Origin of the sequence: Janibacter alkaliphilus (genome assembly GCF_013408565.1) — a bacterium.
Taxonomy (GTDB): Bacteria; Actinomycetota; Actinomycetes; order Actinomycetales; family Dermatophilaceae; genus Janibacter; species Janibacter alkaliphilus.
Genome location: NZ_JACBZX010000001.1, coordinates 564,580 through 579,097, shown reverse-complemented (window position 1 = coordinate 579,097; position 14,518 = coordinate 564,580). Strand labels below are relative to the sequence as shown.

The window sequence follows — 14,518 nt, the reverse complement described above, 5'->3', positions numbered from 1 at the left end:
GACCACGACCCGTCCGTCCACGACCGCCAGAGGTGTCCCATGAGCCGACCCAGCGTCCTCTTCGTCTGTGTGCACAACGCCGGCCGGTCCCAGATGGCCGCCGGCTACCTCGCCCATCTCTCCGGCGGCGCCGTCGAGGTGCGCTCGGCCGGGTCCGAGCCGGCCGAGACGGTCAACCCGGTCGCGGTCGAGGCGATGGCCGAGGAGGGGATCGACCTGTCCGCCCAGCAGCCGCGGGTGCTCACCTCGGAGGCGGTGCAGGCCTCGGACGTCGTGGTGACGATGGGCTGCGGCGACGCCTGCCCGATCTTCCCCGGGAAGCGCTACGAGGACTGGGCTCTGGACGACCCGGCCGGCCAGGGCCTGGCCGCGGTGCGTCCCATCCGCGACGCGATCCGCGGCCGGGTCGAGCGGCTCATCGAGCAGCTCGGCGTCACGCCCGTCGCCCGCTGACGCGCCGAGGATGAGACCCCGGTCACATCTACGACGAGATGTCGTAGATGTGCCGTGAGTGGTCCCTCACACTTCCGGGCAGATCACCACATCCGATGGTGCCTGGGTGCGGTGCGCGTGGTTGAGTGTGGCCCACACGGACGCCGCCGACCGCGGAGGCGAGCAGCGTCATCCCGGCGACGTCCGTGACGCGCGGCGACGAGGACGCGTCGCGCCGGACGCGAAGGGCGAAAGGTGAGCACGACGGTGGTCGATGTGGACGGAGCGCTCGAGGCTGCAGGCCTGACGAACGAGGCGGTCAAGGAGTTCGTCCGGTACTGGGCGGAGCACACCGGCGCGGAGCGGATCGAGGTCGTCAGCGCCGCCGACGACTCCCGGCTCATCGAGGAGGCGCTGGCCGCCGACGAGATCCAGCCCGCCGGCGAGGGCCTCTACTACTCGCGCAGCTACAGCAAGGACACCGCCCGCTCGGAGGAGCGGACCATCGTCGCCACGAGCAACGAGTCCGACCGCGGCGTCTACAACAACTGGCGGCACGCCGACGAGATCCGCCCGGTGGTCGAGGGCCACATGAAGGGCGCGCTCGCCGGCAAGACGATGTACGTCATCCCCTACCTCATGGCCCCTCCCGGCTCCCCGCTGGAGAAGTTCGCCGCCGGGGTCGAGCTCACCGACAACCGGACCGTCTGCCTGCACATGATCCGCATGGCCCGGGTCGGCGTGGACCTCATCAACAACCTCGCCGAGCCGGACCACTTCGTCCGCGCCGTGCACGTCACCGGCGACCTGGAGAACCTCGGCCAGGGCACCCCGGACGACAAGCGCAACTTCGTCACCGTCGCCGACCAGCGGACCATCCTGCACTTCGGCAGCTCCTACGGCGGCAACGCGCTGCTCGGCAAGATCGCCCACGGCCTGCGCCAGGCCAGCTACGACGGCTGGGCCTCCGGGCAGTTCCTCTCCGAGCAGTTCATGCTGCTGGGCATCCACGACAAGCAGACCGGCAAGACCTGGCACGTCTGCGGCGGCTTCCCCAGCGCCTCCGGCAAGACCAACCTGGCGATGACCCTGGCCCCGGACGCCCTCGGCGACCGGTACCACGTGAGCTTCTACGGCGACGACATCGCCTGGCTCTGGGTCGGCGAGGACGGCGCGCTCTACGGCCTCAACCCGGAGAACGGTGTCTTCGGTGTCGCCAAGGACACCAACGAGAAGACCAACCCGACCGCCCTGGAGTCGATCGCCCCGGGTGCGCAGGCGCTCTTCACCAACGTCGCCTACAACCCGGACACCCACGAGGTGTGGTGGGAGGGCAAGACCCCGGAGCGTCCCAGCGACACCGCCGGGTGGGTGGACTGGAAGGGCGAGAAGATCGCCGACCGCAACCCGGACGAGGCCGGCGACCCCTGGGCGCACCCGAACAGCCGCTTCACCACCAGCCTGGACCAGGTGCCCAACGTCGCCCCGGACTACAGCGACCCGGCCGGGGTGAAGATCGACGCGATCATCTTCGGTGGCCGCACCCGTGACCGCGAGCCGCTGATCCGCGCGATCAACGACCTCGCCGAGGGCGTCTACGACGGCCTGACGCTCGGCGCCGAGGCCACCTCCGCCGCCGACGGCAAGGAGGGCGTGCTGCGCTACGACCCGATGTCGATGCGCCCCTTCATGTCCTACCCCGAGGGCGACTACGCCGCGCACTGGCTGAAGATCGTCGGCGCCGCCAGCGAGCAGCCGATCTTCGCGCACGTCAACTGGTTCCAGCGGGACAGCGAGGACGGGCACTTCCTGTGGCCGGGCTACCGGGAGAACCTGCGGGCCCTGCTGTGGCTGTGCCGCCTCAAGGACGGCGAGGTCACCGGGCGCGAGACCGCGGTCGGCGTGCTGCCCACCGAGGAGGAGCTCGACCTCACCGGTCTCGACCTGCCGCGCGAGGACCTCGACCGGATCCTCACCATCGACGTGCCGCGCTGGCGCGAGGAGATGGGCTACCGGCAGGAGCACCTGGAGCAGTTCCGCGAGCTGCCCGAGGAGATCTGGGTCGCCCACCGCCGGGTCGCCGACGCCGTGCAGCGCGCCGAGGGCTGAGCCTGGTCCCGCCGACCCGCACGAAGGGGGTCCCGACCGTCACGGTCGGGACCCCCTTCGTCCGTCGCGTCGCCCCTCGGGGCCGCCTCCGGCTGCGCAAAACCCGGGCAGTTGCGCACTAGTTGGTGATTTACCCGGGCAGTTGCGGGCTGGGTGGTGATTTGCCCGGGCAGTTGCGCACTAGTGGGTGAATTTGCCCGGGCAGTTGCGGGCCAGGATGGTGAATTGCCCGGGCAGTTGTGGACGGAGGTGGTGATTTGCCCGGGCAGTTGCGGGCTGGGTGGTGATTTGCCCGGGCAGCTGCGGGTGGTCAGGGGCGCGAGGTGTTCAGCGCGACTCAGCCCGCTCCCGCAGCGACGCCAGGCCCCGGTCGAAGTCCTTGGCCAGCCGGTCGTCCATCTTGATCAGCCGCATGGACAGCGCCGCCACCCGGCCGCGCGTGCCGTGCATCGTCCAGGTCACCTCGGTGCCGCCGGCCGCGACCGGCTCGAAGGTGAACCTCACCTGGTTGTGCGCCGTGAAGGGCTTGACGAAGGAGAGGTCGAGCGCCACGTGCTCCGGCGAGGAGCCGGTGATGGTCATCGTGCCCTCCCCGGCCCGGTTGCCCTTCCAGGCGTAGCTCGAGCCGACCCCGCGGGACGGTCCGGTGTAGGTGCGCTGCAGGTCCGGGTCGGTGCCCTCCCAGGGCGACCAGTGCACCCACTCGTGGAAGTCGTCGACCAGGGCGTGCACGGTGGCGCTGTCCGCGTCGACGTGCACCGAGCGGGAGATCGTGAAGTCAGGCATGCCGGTCATCGTAGGACCGCCCGCGCGGATAGGTCTCGACTGCACAACAACCGGTGTGCTCCAGGTCTCATCCTGCTCCCCGGGCTCTAGGTTCTCCCGCATGGCCGAGCCGCTCGTCGTCCTGGACGGAGTGAACAAGCACTTCGGGGACCTGCACGTCCTCAAGGACATCAACCTGTCCGTGGCCCGCGGCGAGGTGGTCGTGGTCATCGGACCGTCCGGCTCGGGCAAGTCCACCCTGTGCCGCACCATCAACCGGCTGGAGACCTACGAGTCCGGCTCGATCACCATCGACGGCGAGCCGCTGCCCGAGGAGGGCAAGGCGCTGGCCCGGCTGCGCTCTGACGTCGGGATGGTCTTCCAGGCCTTCAACCTCTTCGCCCACAAGACGATCCTCGACAACGTCACCCTCGGGCCGCTCAAGGTGCGCCGGGTCCCGAAGGCGCAGGCGCAGCAGCGGGCCCGGGAGCTGCTCGAGCGGGTGGGCATCGAGGAGCAGGCCGGCAAGTACCCGGCGCAGCTCTCCGGAGGGCAGCAGCAGCGCGTGGCCATCGCCCGCTCGCTGGCGATGGACCCCAAGATCATGCTCTTCGACGAGCCGACCTCCGCCCTCGACCCGGAGATGATCACCGAGGTGCTGGAGGTGATGACTCAGCTCGCCCAGACCGGGATGACGATGATCGTCGTCACCCACGAGATGGGCTTCGCCCGCCGAGCCGCCGACCGGGTGGTCTTCATGTCCGACGGGGAGATCGTCGAGGAGGCGACCCCCGAGGAGTTCTTCACCAACCCGCGCAGCGACCGTGCCAAGGACTTCCTCGGCAAGATCCTCGCCCACTGACGCCAGACACCCATCGCACGGAGCGGCCGCGACCGCGGCCCGAGCAAGGAGAAGAGACAATGAGCAAGCAGCGACGATTCCTCGCCCTCGGCTCCGCGGCCGTGCTGGCCCTCGGCCTGACCGCCTGCGGCGACGACTCCGGCGACGGCGGCAGCGGTGGTGACGGCGGCGGGGACACCCTGCAGGTCGGCATCAAGTTCGACCAGCCAGGCCTGGGCTTCCAGGAGGGCGACAGCTACAGCGGCTTCGACGTCGACGTCGCCAACTACGTGGCCGAGGAGCTCGGCCAGGAGGTCGAGTTCGTCCAGGCGCCGAGCCCGCAGCGCGAGACCCTGCTGGAGACCGGGCAGGTCGACATGATCTTCGCGACCTACTCGATCACCGACGAGCGCAAGGAGAAGGTCTCCTTCGCCGGGCCCTACTTCATCGCCGGCCAGGACCTGCTCGTCGCCGAGGACTCCGACATCACCGGCGTCGAGGACCTCGACGGCAAGCGGCTCTGCTCGGTCTCCGGCTCGACGTCGGCGGCGAACGTCCAGGAGGAGGTGCCCGGCGTGCAGCTGCGCGAGTTCGACACCTACTCCGAGTGCCTCGACGGGCTGGTCAACGGCCAGCTGGACGCGCTGACCACGGACAACACCATCCTCGCCGGCTACGCCGCCCAGGAGCAGTACGAGGGTGAGCTCAAGGTCGTCGGCAACACCTTCTCCGAGGAGCGCTACGGCGTCGGGATCCCGAAGGGGGACACCGAGCTGTGCGGCCAGATCAACGACGCCCTGCAGAAGATGGTCGACGACGGCGCCTGGCAGGAGGCCGTGGACGCCAACTTCGGCCCGGCGAACTTCGAGGTCGACGAAGAGGTCAACCCGCCCGAGTTCGACGAGTGCTCCTGATCCCGGACCGAGTCCCTGACCGAGGGCGGTGGGGGCGGGCGGCAGCCGCCGCGCCCCCACCGCAGCCGGGTCCTGCACCGCGGCGGAGGTGATGACCGGTGCGTGAGCTCTTCGAGCAGTTCGACGTCTGGGGAGCCTTCTGGCTGACCATCCAGCTGTCGCTGTGGTCGGCGTTGTGGTCGCTGCTGCTCGGCACCGCGCTCGTCATCATGCGGGTCGGGCCGATCCGGGTCCTCAACGTGCTCGGCGCGGTGTACGTCAACACCGTGCGAAACACCCCGCTGACCCTGGTGGTGCTCTTCTCGCTGACCGTGCTGGGCACCCGGCTCGGCATCCCGATCGTCGACCGGGACAGCCCCACCGCCCTCGTCGACGAGGCGATCCGCTGGGCCATCTTCGGGCTGTCGGTCTACCACGCCGCCTTCGTCTGCGAGGCGCTGCGCTCCGGGGTCAACACCGTGCCCGCCGGTCAGGCCGAGGCGGCCCGCTCGATCGGGCTCGGCTTCGTCCAGTCGCTGCGGCACGTGGTGCTGCCGCAGGCCTTCCGCGGGGCGGTGGCGCCGCTGGCCTCGACGCTCATCGCGCTCATCAAGAACACCACGGTGGTCTCGATCATCGGGGTGGCCCAGACCTCGTACTTCATGGCCGAGGCCCTGGAGTTCCGACCGGACCTCACCTGGCAGCTCTTCGGTCTCATCGCCGGCTTCTTCCTGCTGCTCACCCTGCCGATCGGCATCGGCCTGACCGCCCTCTCCCGGAAGGTGGCGGTGAAGCGATGAGCTCCTCGGTCCTCTTCGACGCCCCCGGTCCCCGCGCCCGCCGCCGGCACCGGCTGCTCACCGTGCTCGCGGCGCTGGTGCTCCTGGGTCTGGTCTACCTCGCCCTCGGGCGCCTGGGGGAGCGGGGTGAGCTGGAGCCGGAGAAGTGGCAGGCGATGTTCACCCGCAGCGCCTGGGAGAACTACTTCCTGCCGGGCATCTGGGCGACCCTGCGCGCCGCCGGCATCGCCATCGTGCTGGCGCTGGTCTTCGGGTTCGTCTTCGGCATGGGCCGGGTCTCGCAGAACCGCTACGTGCGCTGGGTCAGCGGCGTCGTCGTGGAGTTCTTCCGCGGGATCCCGGTGCTCATCATGATGATCGCCTTCTTCTACTTCCTCGCCTACCAGGGGATCTTCGCGCCGACGACCAACCCCTTCGTCGCCGTCATCGCGGCGCTGACCCTCTACAACGGCTCGGTCATCGCCGAGCTGGTGCGCTCCGGGGTGGGTTCGCTGCCGGCCGGTCAGGCCGAGGCCGGCCTGTCGGTCGGGCTGACCCCGGGGCAGACGATGCGCAGCATCCAGCTGCCGCAGGCGATCACCGCGATGCTGCCGGCGCTGGTCGGCCAGCTCGTCGTGGTGCTCAAGGACAGCGCGCTGGGCGCGATCATCACCTACCCCGAGCTGCTCCGGCAGGCGCGCAACCTCGCCGCCGGGGGCGACACCCTGCAGCCGCTGGTGATCGCGGCGGTGATCTTCATCGTCATCAACTTCTCGCTGACCACCTTCGCAGGCTGGCTGGAGAGCCGGATCAACCGCCGCGGGCACACCGCCGGAGGAGCCCAGGCGGCCGTCCAGGACCGCGGCGCCGCGACCTGAGCCCGCGGGCGGGCCCCGGTGCCGGCGGCCCGCGTGAGCGGCGACACAGCCCCGTGTAGTTACTCGCCAGTTTACCGATACGGCGCGTAGCAGGTACTGTCGGTACCGCACACCGGGTGCGGACGCACCAGGGCTCTCCCAGGAGGTTTCTCACCGATGTCTCTCGACACCGCCTCGCTCGCCGACCGTGGTCAGCGGCTCGGCCTGCGGCTCATCGCCAAGGCCGGCGGCCTGCCCGGCCTGAAGGACCCGAAGGTCCGGGCTCGCGTGGAGCGCTACCTCTACAAGGGCGCGGTCAGCGGCTTCAAGGCCCAGACCGCCGCCGGTCGCGCCTTCGCCCGGCAGAAGGGGTCCGGTGACCCGGCCCGGGCCGCCACCACGAAGCCCAAGCAGCAGTTCGACCTCACCCCCACCGAGGACCAGGAGATGATCCGCGGCGTCGCCAAGGAGCTCGCCGACGAGGTCATCCGTCCCGCCGGTGCGACCGCCGACGCCGAGCGCAGCGTCCCGGCCGAGGTCACCTCCGCGGCCGCCGAGGTCGGGCTGCACCTCATCGGCGTCCCGGCCGAGCTCGAGGGCATCGCCGAGGAGCGCTCCGCCGTGACCGCCGCCCTCGTCATCGAGGAGCTGGCCCGCGGCGACATGGGCATCGCCACCGCGATCATGGCGCCGGCCGCCGTGGCCACCGCCATCGCCAGCTACGGCGACGCCGACCAGCAGGCCACCTACCTGCCCGAGTTCACCGGCGACGACCCGCCGAAGGCTGCCGCCATCGCGCTCATGGAGCCCCAGCCTCTCTTCGACCCGCTGGCACCGAGCACCACCGCCGTCCGCGAGGTCGAGGAGCTCGTGCTCACCGGGGTCAAGGCGCTCGTGCCTGGGGCCGCCGACGCCGAGCTCTTCATCGTCGGCGCGCTGCTCGACGGCCAGCCCCGGCTGGTCATCGTCGAGCCCGGCGCCGAGGGCCTGCAGGTCGAGGACGACCCGGCCATGGGCGTGCGCGCCGCGAAGACCGCCCGGCTGCACCTCGAAGGGGTGCGGGTGCCGGCCAGCAACCTGCTCGGCACCACCGAGGACCACCTCGACGCCGTCCGCCGCGCCCGGCTCGCCTGGGCCGCCGCCGCCGTCGGCACCGGCCAGGCCGCCTTCGACCACGTCAGCGAGTACGTCCAGGAGCGCAAGGCCTTCGGCGAGCCGATCGGCTACCGGCAGGCGGTCGCCTTCACCGTCGCCGACATGGCCATCGAGATCGACGCGCTGCGGCTCGTGGTCTGGAAGGCCGCCGCCCGGCTCGACCGCGGCGAGGACGCCTCCGCCGAGATCGCCCAGGCCCGTTCGCTGACCAGCCAGTACCTCACCCAGGTCGGCAGCAACGGCGTGCAGCTGCTCGGCGGCCACGGCTTCGTCAAGGAGTACGACAACGAGCGCTGGTACCGCGACCTGCGCGGCGCCGGCGTCCTCGAGGGCAGCCTGCTCGTCTGAGCGCGCCCCACCGACACGACTGAGACAAGGACTGCTCTGATGATCGATCTCGAGGTTCCCAAGAAGTTCCGCCCGCTCGTCGCCCAGGCCCGCGGCATGGCCGAGGAGGTGTTCTGGCCGATCTCGCGCAAGTACGACCGCGCCGAGCACGAGTACCCCGCCGAGCTCGACCTCGTCTCCGCCGTCATCGACGGCATGGGTGACGGTGGCGCCGGCCAGGGTGCCGGCGCCTCCAGCTCCACCCGCGCCAAGGACGACGGCGCCGAGGAGGGCGACGTCGCCGCCGTCGGCTCCGGACGTCGCGGCAGCAAGGACAAGGGCGGCAACAAGAACGGCTCCAACCTCTCCTCGGTGCTCTCCATCCTGGAGACCTGCCGCGGCGACGTCGGCCTGACTCTGTCGATCCCGCGCCAGGGCCTGGGCAACGCGGCCATCGCGGCCGTCGCCAGCGACGAGCAGAAGGAGCGCTACGCCGGCAAGTGGGCAGCCATGGCGATCACCGAGCCGGAGGTCGGCTCGGACTCCGGCGCCATCCGCACCACCGCGGTCAAGGACGGCGACGAGTACGTCCTCAACGGCGAGAAGATCTACGTCACCGCGGGGGAGCGGGCCGAGCTCGTCGTCGTCTGGGCGACCCTGGACCGCAGCCTCGGCAAGCAGGCGATCAAGTCCTTCGTCGTCCACCGGGACAACCCCGGGATGGAGCTGGTGCGCCTGGAGCACAAGCTCGGGATCCGGGCCAGCGACACCGCCGCCTTCAGCCTGCAGGACTGCCGGGTGCCGGCCGAGGACCTGCTCGGCGACCCGGAGATCCGGATCGAGGGTGGCTTCGGCGGCGCCATGCAGACCTTCGACAACACCCGTCCGCTGGTCGCGGCGATGGCCCTCGGGCTGACCCGGGCGAGCCTGGACAAGACCACCGAGCTGCTCGCCGAGGCCGGGGTGCACCCGGACCCGGACCGGCCGCTGAGCACCCAGAGCGCGGCCGCGGCCAAGCTGCTGCAGATGGAGGCCGACTACCAGGCCGCCTACCTGCTGGCGCTGCGCGCGGCCTGGATGGCCGACAACGGCAAGCCGAACTCGATGGAGGCCTCGATGGCCAAGGCGAAGGCGGGACGCACCTGCGTCAACGTGTCGCTCGCCTGCGTCGAGCTGGCCGGCGCGACCGGCTACGCCGAGACCGAGCTGCTGGAGAAGTGGGCGCGGGACAGCAAGATCCTCGACATCTTCGAGGGCACCCAGCAGATCCAGCTGCTCGTCGTCGCCCGTCGTCTGCTCGGCTACAGCAGCAAGGAGCTGCGCTGAGCAGCTGTGCATAGCACCGGAGGTGCCGGCCCGGGGCGTGACCGCCCCGGGCCGACACGCCTCCGGATGCGAGCATGTGATCCGCGCCATACCCTGCGGGAGCGCGGGCGGCCCCCGCCCGCCGTGACCCTGAGGGAGGAACCATGCGTCGATCTCGCATGACGGCGTTCCTCGGAGCAGCTGCCCTGGGCTGCTCCGGACTCGCCACCGCCACGGCCACCGCCCAGCCGGTCCCCGGCGACGCCGCCGCGGCCTCGTCCGCATCCGCGGCGCCGTCCGCGCCGTCGGCCGCGGCCGGACCCGCCGCCACCTCCGGCGACTACGTCGTCCTCGTCGAGAAGGGCGCCTCGGTGTCCTCGGTCGTGGACCAGGTCGAGGAGGCCGGCGGCTCGGTCACCTCGATCAACCGCCAGATCGGGATGGTCACCGTCGACTCCGACGACGCCGGGTTCGCCGCAGAGGCGAGGGCCATGGACGGCGTCGACAACGCCGCCGCCGAGATCGCCATCGGCACCTCCCCGCAGACGCCCGACGCGGCACCCGACGAGGAGGTCACCCAGGAGCACGTGGACGCCGCGGACAAGGGCTCCTCCGCCGCCGCGAAGAAGAAGGTGGCCGCCAGCCAGAGCCGCGCCGCGGCCGCCGAGGCCGACCCGCTGGACGACCTCGCCTGGGGTCTGGACATGGTCGACGCCCCCGAGGCGCACCAGGTCACCGCCGGCCACAAGCGCACCAAGGTCGGGATCATCGACACCGGCGTCCAGGCCAACCACCCGGACATCGCCGCCAACTTCGACAAGGCCACCTCGAAGAACTTCGCCCGGGACATCCCGATGGTCGACGGCGAGTGCGAGTACGACGGCTGCATGGACCCGGCGACGGTCGACGACAACGGGCACGGCACGCACGTCGCCGGCACCATCGGCGCCGCGGCCAACGACTACGGCGTCACCGGCGTGGCGCCGGGCGTCTCGCTGGTCAACGTCCGCGCCGGCCAGGACAGCGGCTACTTCTTCCTCGGCCCGGTGACCAACGCCATCGCCTACGCCGCCGACCAGCGGCTGGACGTGGTGAACATGTCCTTCTACATCGACCCGTGGGCCTTCAACTGCGTCGGCGGGGCGCCGGAGGACAACGCCGAGCAGGCCGCTCAGCAGGACGTCACCATCGACACCATCGAGCGGGTCCTCGACTACGCCCACCGGCGCGACGTCACCATGGTCGCCGCGCTCGGCAACGGTCACGAGGACCTGGCCAACCCGCGCAACGACGCCACCAGCCCGAACTTCCCCGAGGGCGTGGCGCACGAGCGGACCATCGACAACGACAGCTGCTACGACCTGCCGGTCGAGGGCCCGAACGTCATCGGCGTCTCCGCGCTGGGCCCGTCGGGCGAGAAGTCGGACTTCTCCAACTGGACCACCGACCTGCGCTCCGGCGAGATCGAGGTCTCCGCGCCGGGCGGCTGGTTCCGTGACGGCATCGGCACCGACAGCTACCGCACCAACGAGAACCTCATCCTCTCCGCCGCTCCGACCAAGGTGCTGCAGGCCGAGGGTCAGGTCAGCCGCTACGGCTACGTCACCGCGGCCGGTCGGGCCAACGGGGTGATCAAGCAGTGCAGCGACAGCCCGGTCGCCTCCGGTGCCACCCGCTGCGGCTACTACCAGTACCTGCAGGGCACCTCGATGGCCGCGCCGCACGCGGCCGGGGTGGCGGCGCTGATCGTCGACAGCCGCGGCTCCGGCTACGGCAAGTGGTGGGGCCTGGACGCCCGGGACACCTCCTACGTGCTGCGCAAGTCCGCGGTCAACGAGGACTGCCCCGAGGGCGGCGTGCGCAGCTACGTGCCCGAGGGCCGCTCCGAGGAGTTCACCGCGGAGTGCGTGTCCTCGACCGGGTTCAACGGCTTCTACGGTGACGGGATCGTCAACGCCCGCCGGGCCGTGACCTGGCGCTGAGCCAGCAGCACGACGAAGGGGGACCGGTCACCGTGACCGGTCCCCCTTCGTCGTGCTGGGGGTCGAGGCGGAGGGGGGCGGAGCGTCCTGCTCAGGCGATGCCCGACTCCCGTGCCAGGACTGCGGCCTGCATCCGCGAGGCGCAGCCCGTCTTGGCGAGCACGCTGGAGACGTGCGTCTTCGCGGTCGCCTCGGAGATGCCGAGCTCGCCAGCGAGGGCGGCGTTCGACAGACCCCGGCCCAGGGCGGCCAGCACCTCGCGCTCGCGGGCGGTGAGCGCGTCCAGCTCGACCGGGGCGGCGGGCCGGTGGTCGGCCGGAGACCGGGCGAACTCGGCGAGCAGGCTCCGGGTCACCTCCGGCGAGATCACGCCTTCGCCGGCGGCCACCCGGCGTACGGCCTCGACGAGGTCCGCGCCCGAGACCGTCTTGAGGAGGAAGCCGGCCGCGCCCGCGCGCAGGGCGCCGAAGACGTAGGCGTCGTCGTCGAAGGTGGTCAGCACCAGGACGCCGGTGGACGAGGCCGCGACGATCTCGCGGGTCGCCTCGATCCCGTCCGTCCCGGGCATCCGGATGTCCATGAGGACGACGTCGGGCTCCAGGGCGCGGGCGTTGGCGATCGCTGCCCGGCCGTCGGCCGCCTCCCCGACGACGGCGATCTCGCCCGTCTGCTCGAGCATGACCCGCAGGCCCGAGCGGATCGCGGCGTGGTCGTCGGCGATGAGCACGCGGATGGTCATGCGGAGTCCTCCGTCGGGGTGAGCGGGATGCGAGCGTGGACGCGCCAGGAGGGTTCTCCGGCGTCGTCGACGGGTCCGGCGGTCAGCAGCCCGCCCAGCGCCTCGGCGCGCTCGCGCATCCCGACCAGCCCGGTGCCGCCGCGTGGATCGTGCCGGGCGCCGGGCCCCGCGCCCCCGATGACCTGCGGGTTGGAGACCTCGACCTCCACGGCGTGCTCGTCGACCTGGACGCGCACCCGCACCGGTGCTCCCGGGGCGTGCCGGGCCGCATTGGTCAGCGACTCCTGCACGATGCGGTAGGCCGCGTGATCGACGGCGGCCGGGAGCGCCGGCCACGATCCCGGGAGATCTGCGGTGACCGCGACACCCTGCCGGCGGGCGTGCGCCACGACCTCGTCGAGCTGCTCGAGCCGGGCCGGCAGCCGGCGCTCGCCGTCCTCGGACTCCTCGGACCGCAGCAGCCGGACCATCGTGCGCAGCTCCTCGGCGGCTGACACGCTGGCCTCGCGGATCGTCTGCAGCGCAGCCCGATCCGCGGGGTCGGCGCCACCTCCGGGCCTGCTGAGCGCGGCCTCGGCGTGGACGCCGATCGCCGCGAGGTCGCCGGCGAGCGCGTCGTGCATGTCGCTGGCCATCCGGGTGCGCTCCTCGCGCAGGGTGGCCTGCTCGCGCAGCGCCGAGAGCCGCACGAGGTCGTTGCCGCGTGCCGCCGCGAGGTCGGCCAGCTCGGCCTGGCTGCGGACCTCGCGGCCCCACCAGATCGGGACGACCAGGGCGGTGAAGGCGACGATGGAGAGCAGCACCGACGCCCGCAGGTCGCCGCCGACGACGAAGGCCGCCGCCCCGGAGAGCACCGTCGCGGCCCAGGCGAGGGCCTCGGTGCGTCCCGCCGCCCGGGGCGAGGCCCAGCGGGCCACGCAGTAGAGCAGGTCGACGTAGGCGACGAGCACGCCCAGGCTGCCGCCGATCGCCGCGTCGGCGACGAAGACCGGGGTGCCCAGAGCCAGCGCCAGCACCGGGCGCCGCCGCTCGAGCACCATCGCTGCGCAGATGGCGGCCAGCGGCAGCAGGAAGACCCAGCGGCTCGGCGGCTCCTCCGGAGCGAAGCCCGAGGTGCGGACGAGCCCGACGGCGACCAGCAGGGCCCCCAGGACGAAGGTGCCCAGCGCCTTCAGGGCCGGACGGCGCCCGGAGGTGCGCAGCGTGCTCCCCGGCCGGGGCGGGGCGCTGGTGCTCACCCGACCATCCCAGCACAGCCCGGGGCACGCGCCCTTCATCCGAAGGATGGAGACGGCCAGGCCGTACCTCGTCCGCCTGGGCGATGTGCGATCCGGCGCGCACGGCGACGGTGGGGCCATGACCACGTCGCTCGCCCCCACCCTCGCGGCGCTCGCGCTCGTCGACTCCACGAGCTTCGGCACGCTGCTCATCCCGATCTGGCTCATGCTCACCCCGGGCCGCCCGCCGGTGCGCCGGGTGCTCGTCTTCCTCGGGACGATCGGCGCCTTCTACCTGCTCCTCGGCCTCGCCCTCGTGGCCGGTGCCTCGGCGGCGCTCGACGACATCGGCGACGTCCTCGACACCACCACCGGCCTGCGGATCCAGCTCGTCGTCGGCGTGCTGCTCCTCGGCGGCAGCTTCCTCATCGACCGCAAGGACGCCGACGGGGCGCCCGGGCGGATCTCCCGGTGGCGGGAGCGGCTCGTGGGTGCCGAGGAGAGCGGGGCAGAGGGGAGCGGGGCCTGCGAGAGCGGGGCTGGCGAGAGCGGCGGCGCACGGGCCGGTCTGCGACCGCTGGTCCTGCTCGCGCTGACCGCCGCGGCCCTGGAGGTGGCGACGATGCTGCCCTACCTCGGGGCGACCGGGCTGATCAGCCGCGCGGATCTCTCGCCGGCCGCGACGGTCGGGGTGCTCGCCGCGTACTGCCTGGTCATGCTGCTGCCTGCGCTCCTGCTGCTCGCGCTGCGGACCGGCGCGCACCGCCTCGTCGCGCCTGTGCTCGCCCGGCTCGGGCGGTGGCTGGAGCGCACGAGCGCCAGCACGACGGCCTGGATCGTCGGCATCGTGGGCTTCCTCGTCGCGCGGGACGCGGTCGCGCGGATGCCGGGCGGTCTCGACGCGCTCATCGGCGCGGTCGGGATCGGCTGACGGCCCTCCGCCCTTCGGCCCGCGGTTGTCTCTCAGGACCGCCTGCGCGCGCGGGCCGGTGCGACAGTCCTAGGACTGTCCTCGTGGACCGCGTGCGCGCACGGGCCGGCGCGACAGTCCTAGGACTGTGGGATCCACGCCCGACGAGCGCCTGGCGGTGGCGGAGGTGGTTGCCTCGGGTCCGAG

At 72.0% G+C, this 14,518-nt stretch carries 13 protein-coding genes; 10 read left to right on the top strand and 3 right to left on the bottom strand.

The window, feature by feature from the left end:
- The first annotated feature begins 39 nt into the window (after positions 1–39).
- Positions 40–453, top strand: a complete 414-nt coding sequence (locus BJY28_RS02825) for an arsenate reductase ArsC (RefSeq protein ID WP_179461659.1) — start codon at positions 40–42, stop codon at positions 451–453.
- 234 nt (positions 454–687) lie between these two features.
- Positions 688–2,541 (top strand): phosphoenolpyruvate carboxykinase (GTP), encoded by a 1,854-nt coding sequence (locus BJY28_RS02820; RefSeq protein WP_343036929.1) that lies wholly within the window; start codon positions 688–690, stop codon positions 2,539–2,541.
- Positions 2,542–2,868: 327 nt separating this feature from the next.
- On the opposite strand, the gene BJY28_RS02815 is transcribed toward BJY28_RS02820, so the two are convergent.
- On the bottom strand, positions 2,869–3,327 hold the full coding sequence (locus BJY28_RS02815; protein ID WP_179461658.1) for an SRPBCC family protein: 459 nt from the start codon (positions 3,325–3,327) through the stop codon (positions 2,869–2,871).
- A 100-nt stretch (positions 3,328–3,427) separates the two neighbouring features.
- Here BJY28_RS02815 and BJY28_RS02810 point away from each other — a divergent pair, with 100 nt between their 5' ends.
- The 7 genes from BJY28_RS02810 to BJY28_RS02780 all read left to right on the top strand — a co-directional run bounded on the left by BJY28_RS02810 (position 3,428) and on the right by BJY28_RS02780 (position 11,445).
- Positions 3,428–4,168 carry an amino acid ABC transporter ATP-binding protein gene (locus BJY28_RS02810; protein WP_179461657.1) on the top strand — a complete coding sequence of 247 codons (741 nt, stop codon included), beginning with the start codon at positions 3,428–3,430 and terminating at the stop codon, positions 4,166–4,168.
- 59 nt (positions 4,169–4,227) lie between these two features.
- Positions 4,228–5,061 (top strand): glutamate ABC transporter substrate-binding protein, encoded by an 834-nt coding sequence (locus BJY28_RS02805; protein WP_179461656.1) that lies wholly within the window; start codon positions 4,228–4,230, stop codon positions 5,059–5,061.
- Between the two features lie 98 nt (positions 5,062–5,159).
- A complete protein-coding gene (locus tag BJY28_RS02800) occupies positions 5,160–5,840 on the top strand; it encodes an ABC transporter permease subunit (RefSeq protein WP_179461655.1) in 681 nt (226 codons plus the stop codon).
- On the top strand, positions 5,837–6,697 hold the full coding sequence (locus tag BJY28_RS02795) for an amino acid ABC transporter permease (protein WP_179461654.1): 861 nt from the start codon (positions 5,837–5,839) through the stop codon (positions 6,695–6,697). The genes BJY28_RS02800 and BJY28_RS02795 overlap by 4 nt, the downstream gene beginning before the upstream one ends.
- A gap of 156 nt (positions 6,698–6,853) precedes the next feature.
- Positions 6,854–8,179 (top strand): acyl-CoA dehydrogenase family protein, encoded by a 1,326-nt coding sequence (locus tag BJY28_RS02790; protein WP_179461653.1) that lies wholly within the window; start codon positions 6,854–6,856, stop codon positions 8,177–8,179.
- A gap of 39 nt (positions 8,180–8,218) precedes the next feature.
- Positions 8,219–9,484: an acyl-CoA dehydrogenase family protein gene (locus BJY28_RS02785; RefSeq protein WP_179461652.1), complete on the top strand. Its 1,266-nt coding sequence runs from the start codon at positions 8,219–8,221 to the stop codon at positions 9,482–9,484.
- 143 nt (positions 9,485–9,627) lie between these two features.
- Positions 9,628–11,445: a S8 family serine peptidase gene (locus tag BJY28_RS02780; protein WP_179461651.1), complete on the top strand. Its 1,818-nt coding sequence runs from the start codon at positions 9,628–9,630 to the stop codon at positions 11,443–11,445.
- A 91-nt stretch (positions 11,446–11,536) separates the two neighbouring features.
- Here BJY28_RS02780 and BJY28_RS02775 read toward each other — a convergent pair whose 3' ends face one another.
- Positions 11,537–12,184: a response regulator gene (locus BJY28_RS02775; protein ID WP_179461650.1), complete on the bottom strand. Its 648-nt coding sequence runs from the start codon at positions 12,182–12,184 to the stop codon at positions 11,537–11,539.
- Positions 12,181–13,422, bottom strand: a complete 1,242-nt coding sequence (locus BJY28_RS16725) for a histidine kinase (protein WP_179461649.1) — start codon at positions 13,420–13,422, stop codon at positions 12,181–12,183. The genes BJY28_RS02775 and BJY28_RS16725 overlap by 4 nt, the downstream gene beginning before the upstream one ends.
- Positions 13,423–13,540: 118 nt before the next feature.
- Here BJY28_RS16725 and BJY28_RS02765 point away from each other — a divergent pair, with 118 nt between their 5' ends.
- Complete coding sequence (locus tag BJY28_RS02765) at positions 13,541–14,332, top strand: GAP family protein (protein WP_179461648.1); 792 nt, start codon at positions 13,541–13,543, stop codon at positions 14,330–14,332.
- Positions 14,333–14,518: the final 186 nt, after the last annotated feature.

Coding starts and splice junctions, on each gene's coding strand:
- BJY28_RS02825 (WP_179461659.1), top strand. CDS start 40: ATGAGCCGACCCAGCGTCCTCTTCGTCTGTGTGCACAACGCCGGCCGG.
- BJY28_RS02815 (WP_179461658.1), bottom strand. CDS start 3,327: ATGCCTGACTTCACGATCTCCCGCTCGGTGCACGTCGACGCGGACAGC.
- BJY28_RS02810 (WP_179461657.1), top strand. CDS start 3,428: ATGGCCGAGCCGCTCGTCGTCCTGGACGGAGTGAACAAGCACTTCGGG.
- BJY28_RS02805 (WP_179461656.1), top strand. CDS start 4,228: ATGAGCAAGCAGCGACGATTCCTCGCCCTCGGCTCCGCGGCCGTGCTG.
- BJY28_RS02795 (WP_179461654.1), top strand. CDS start 5,837: ATGAGCTCCTCGGTCCTCTTCGACGCCCCCGGTCCCCGCGCCCGCCGC.
- BJY28_RS02790 (WP_179461653.1), top strand. CDS start 6,854: ATGTCTCTCGACACCGCCTCGCTCGCCGACCGTGGTCAGCGGCTCGGC.
- BJY28_RS02785 (WP_179461652.1), top strand. CDS start 8,219: ATGATCGATCTCGAGGTTCCCAAGAAGTTCCGCCCGCTCGTCGCCCAG.
- BJY28_RS02780 (WP_179461651.1), top strand. CDS start 9,628: ATGCGTCGATCTCGCATGACGGCGTTCCTCGGAGCAGCTGCCCTGGGC.
- BJY28_RS02775 (WP_179461650.1), bottom strand. CDS start 12,184: ATGACCATCCGCGTGCTCATCGCCGACGACCACGCCGCGATCCGCTCG.
- BJY28_RS02765 (WP_179461648.1), top strand. CDS start 13,541: ATGACCACGTCGCTCGCCCCCACCCTCGCGGCGCTCGCGCTCGTCGAC.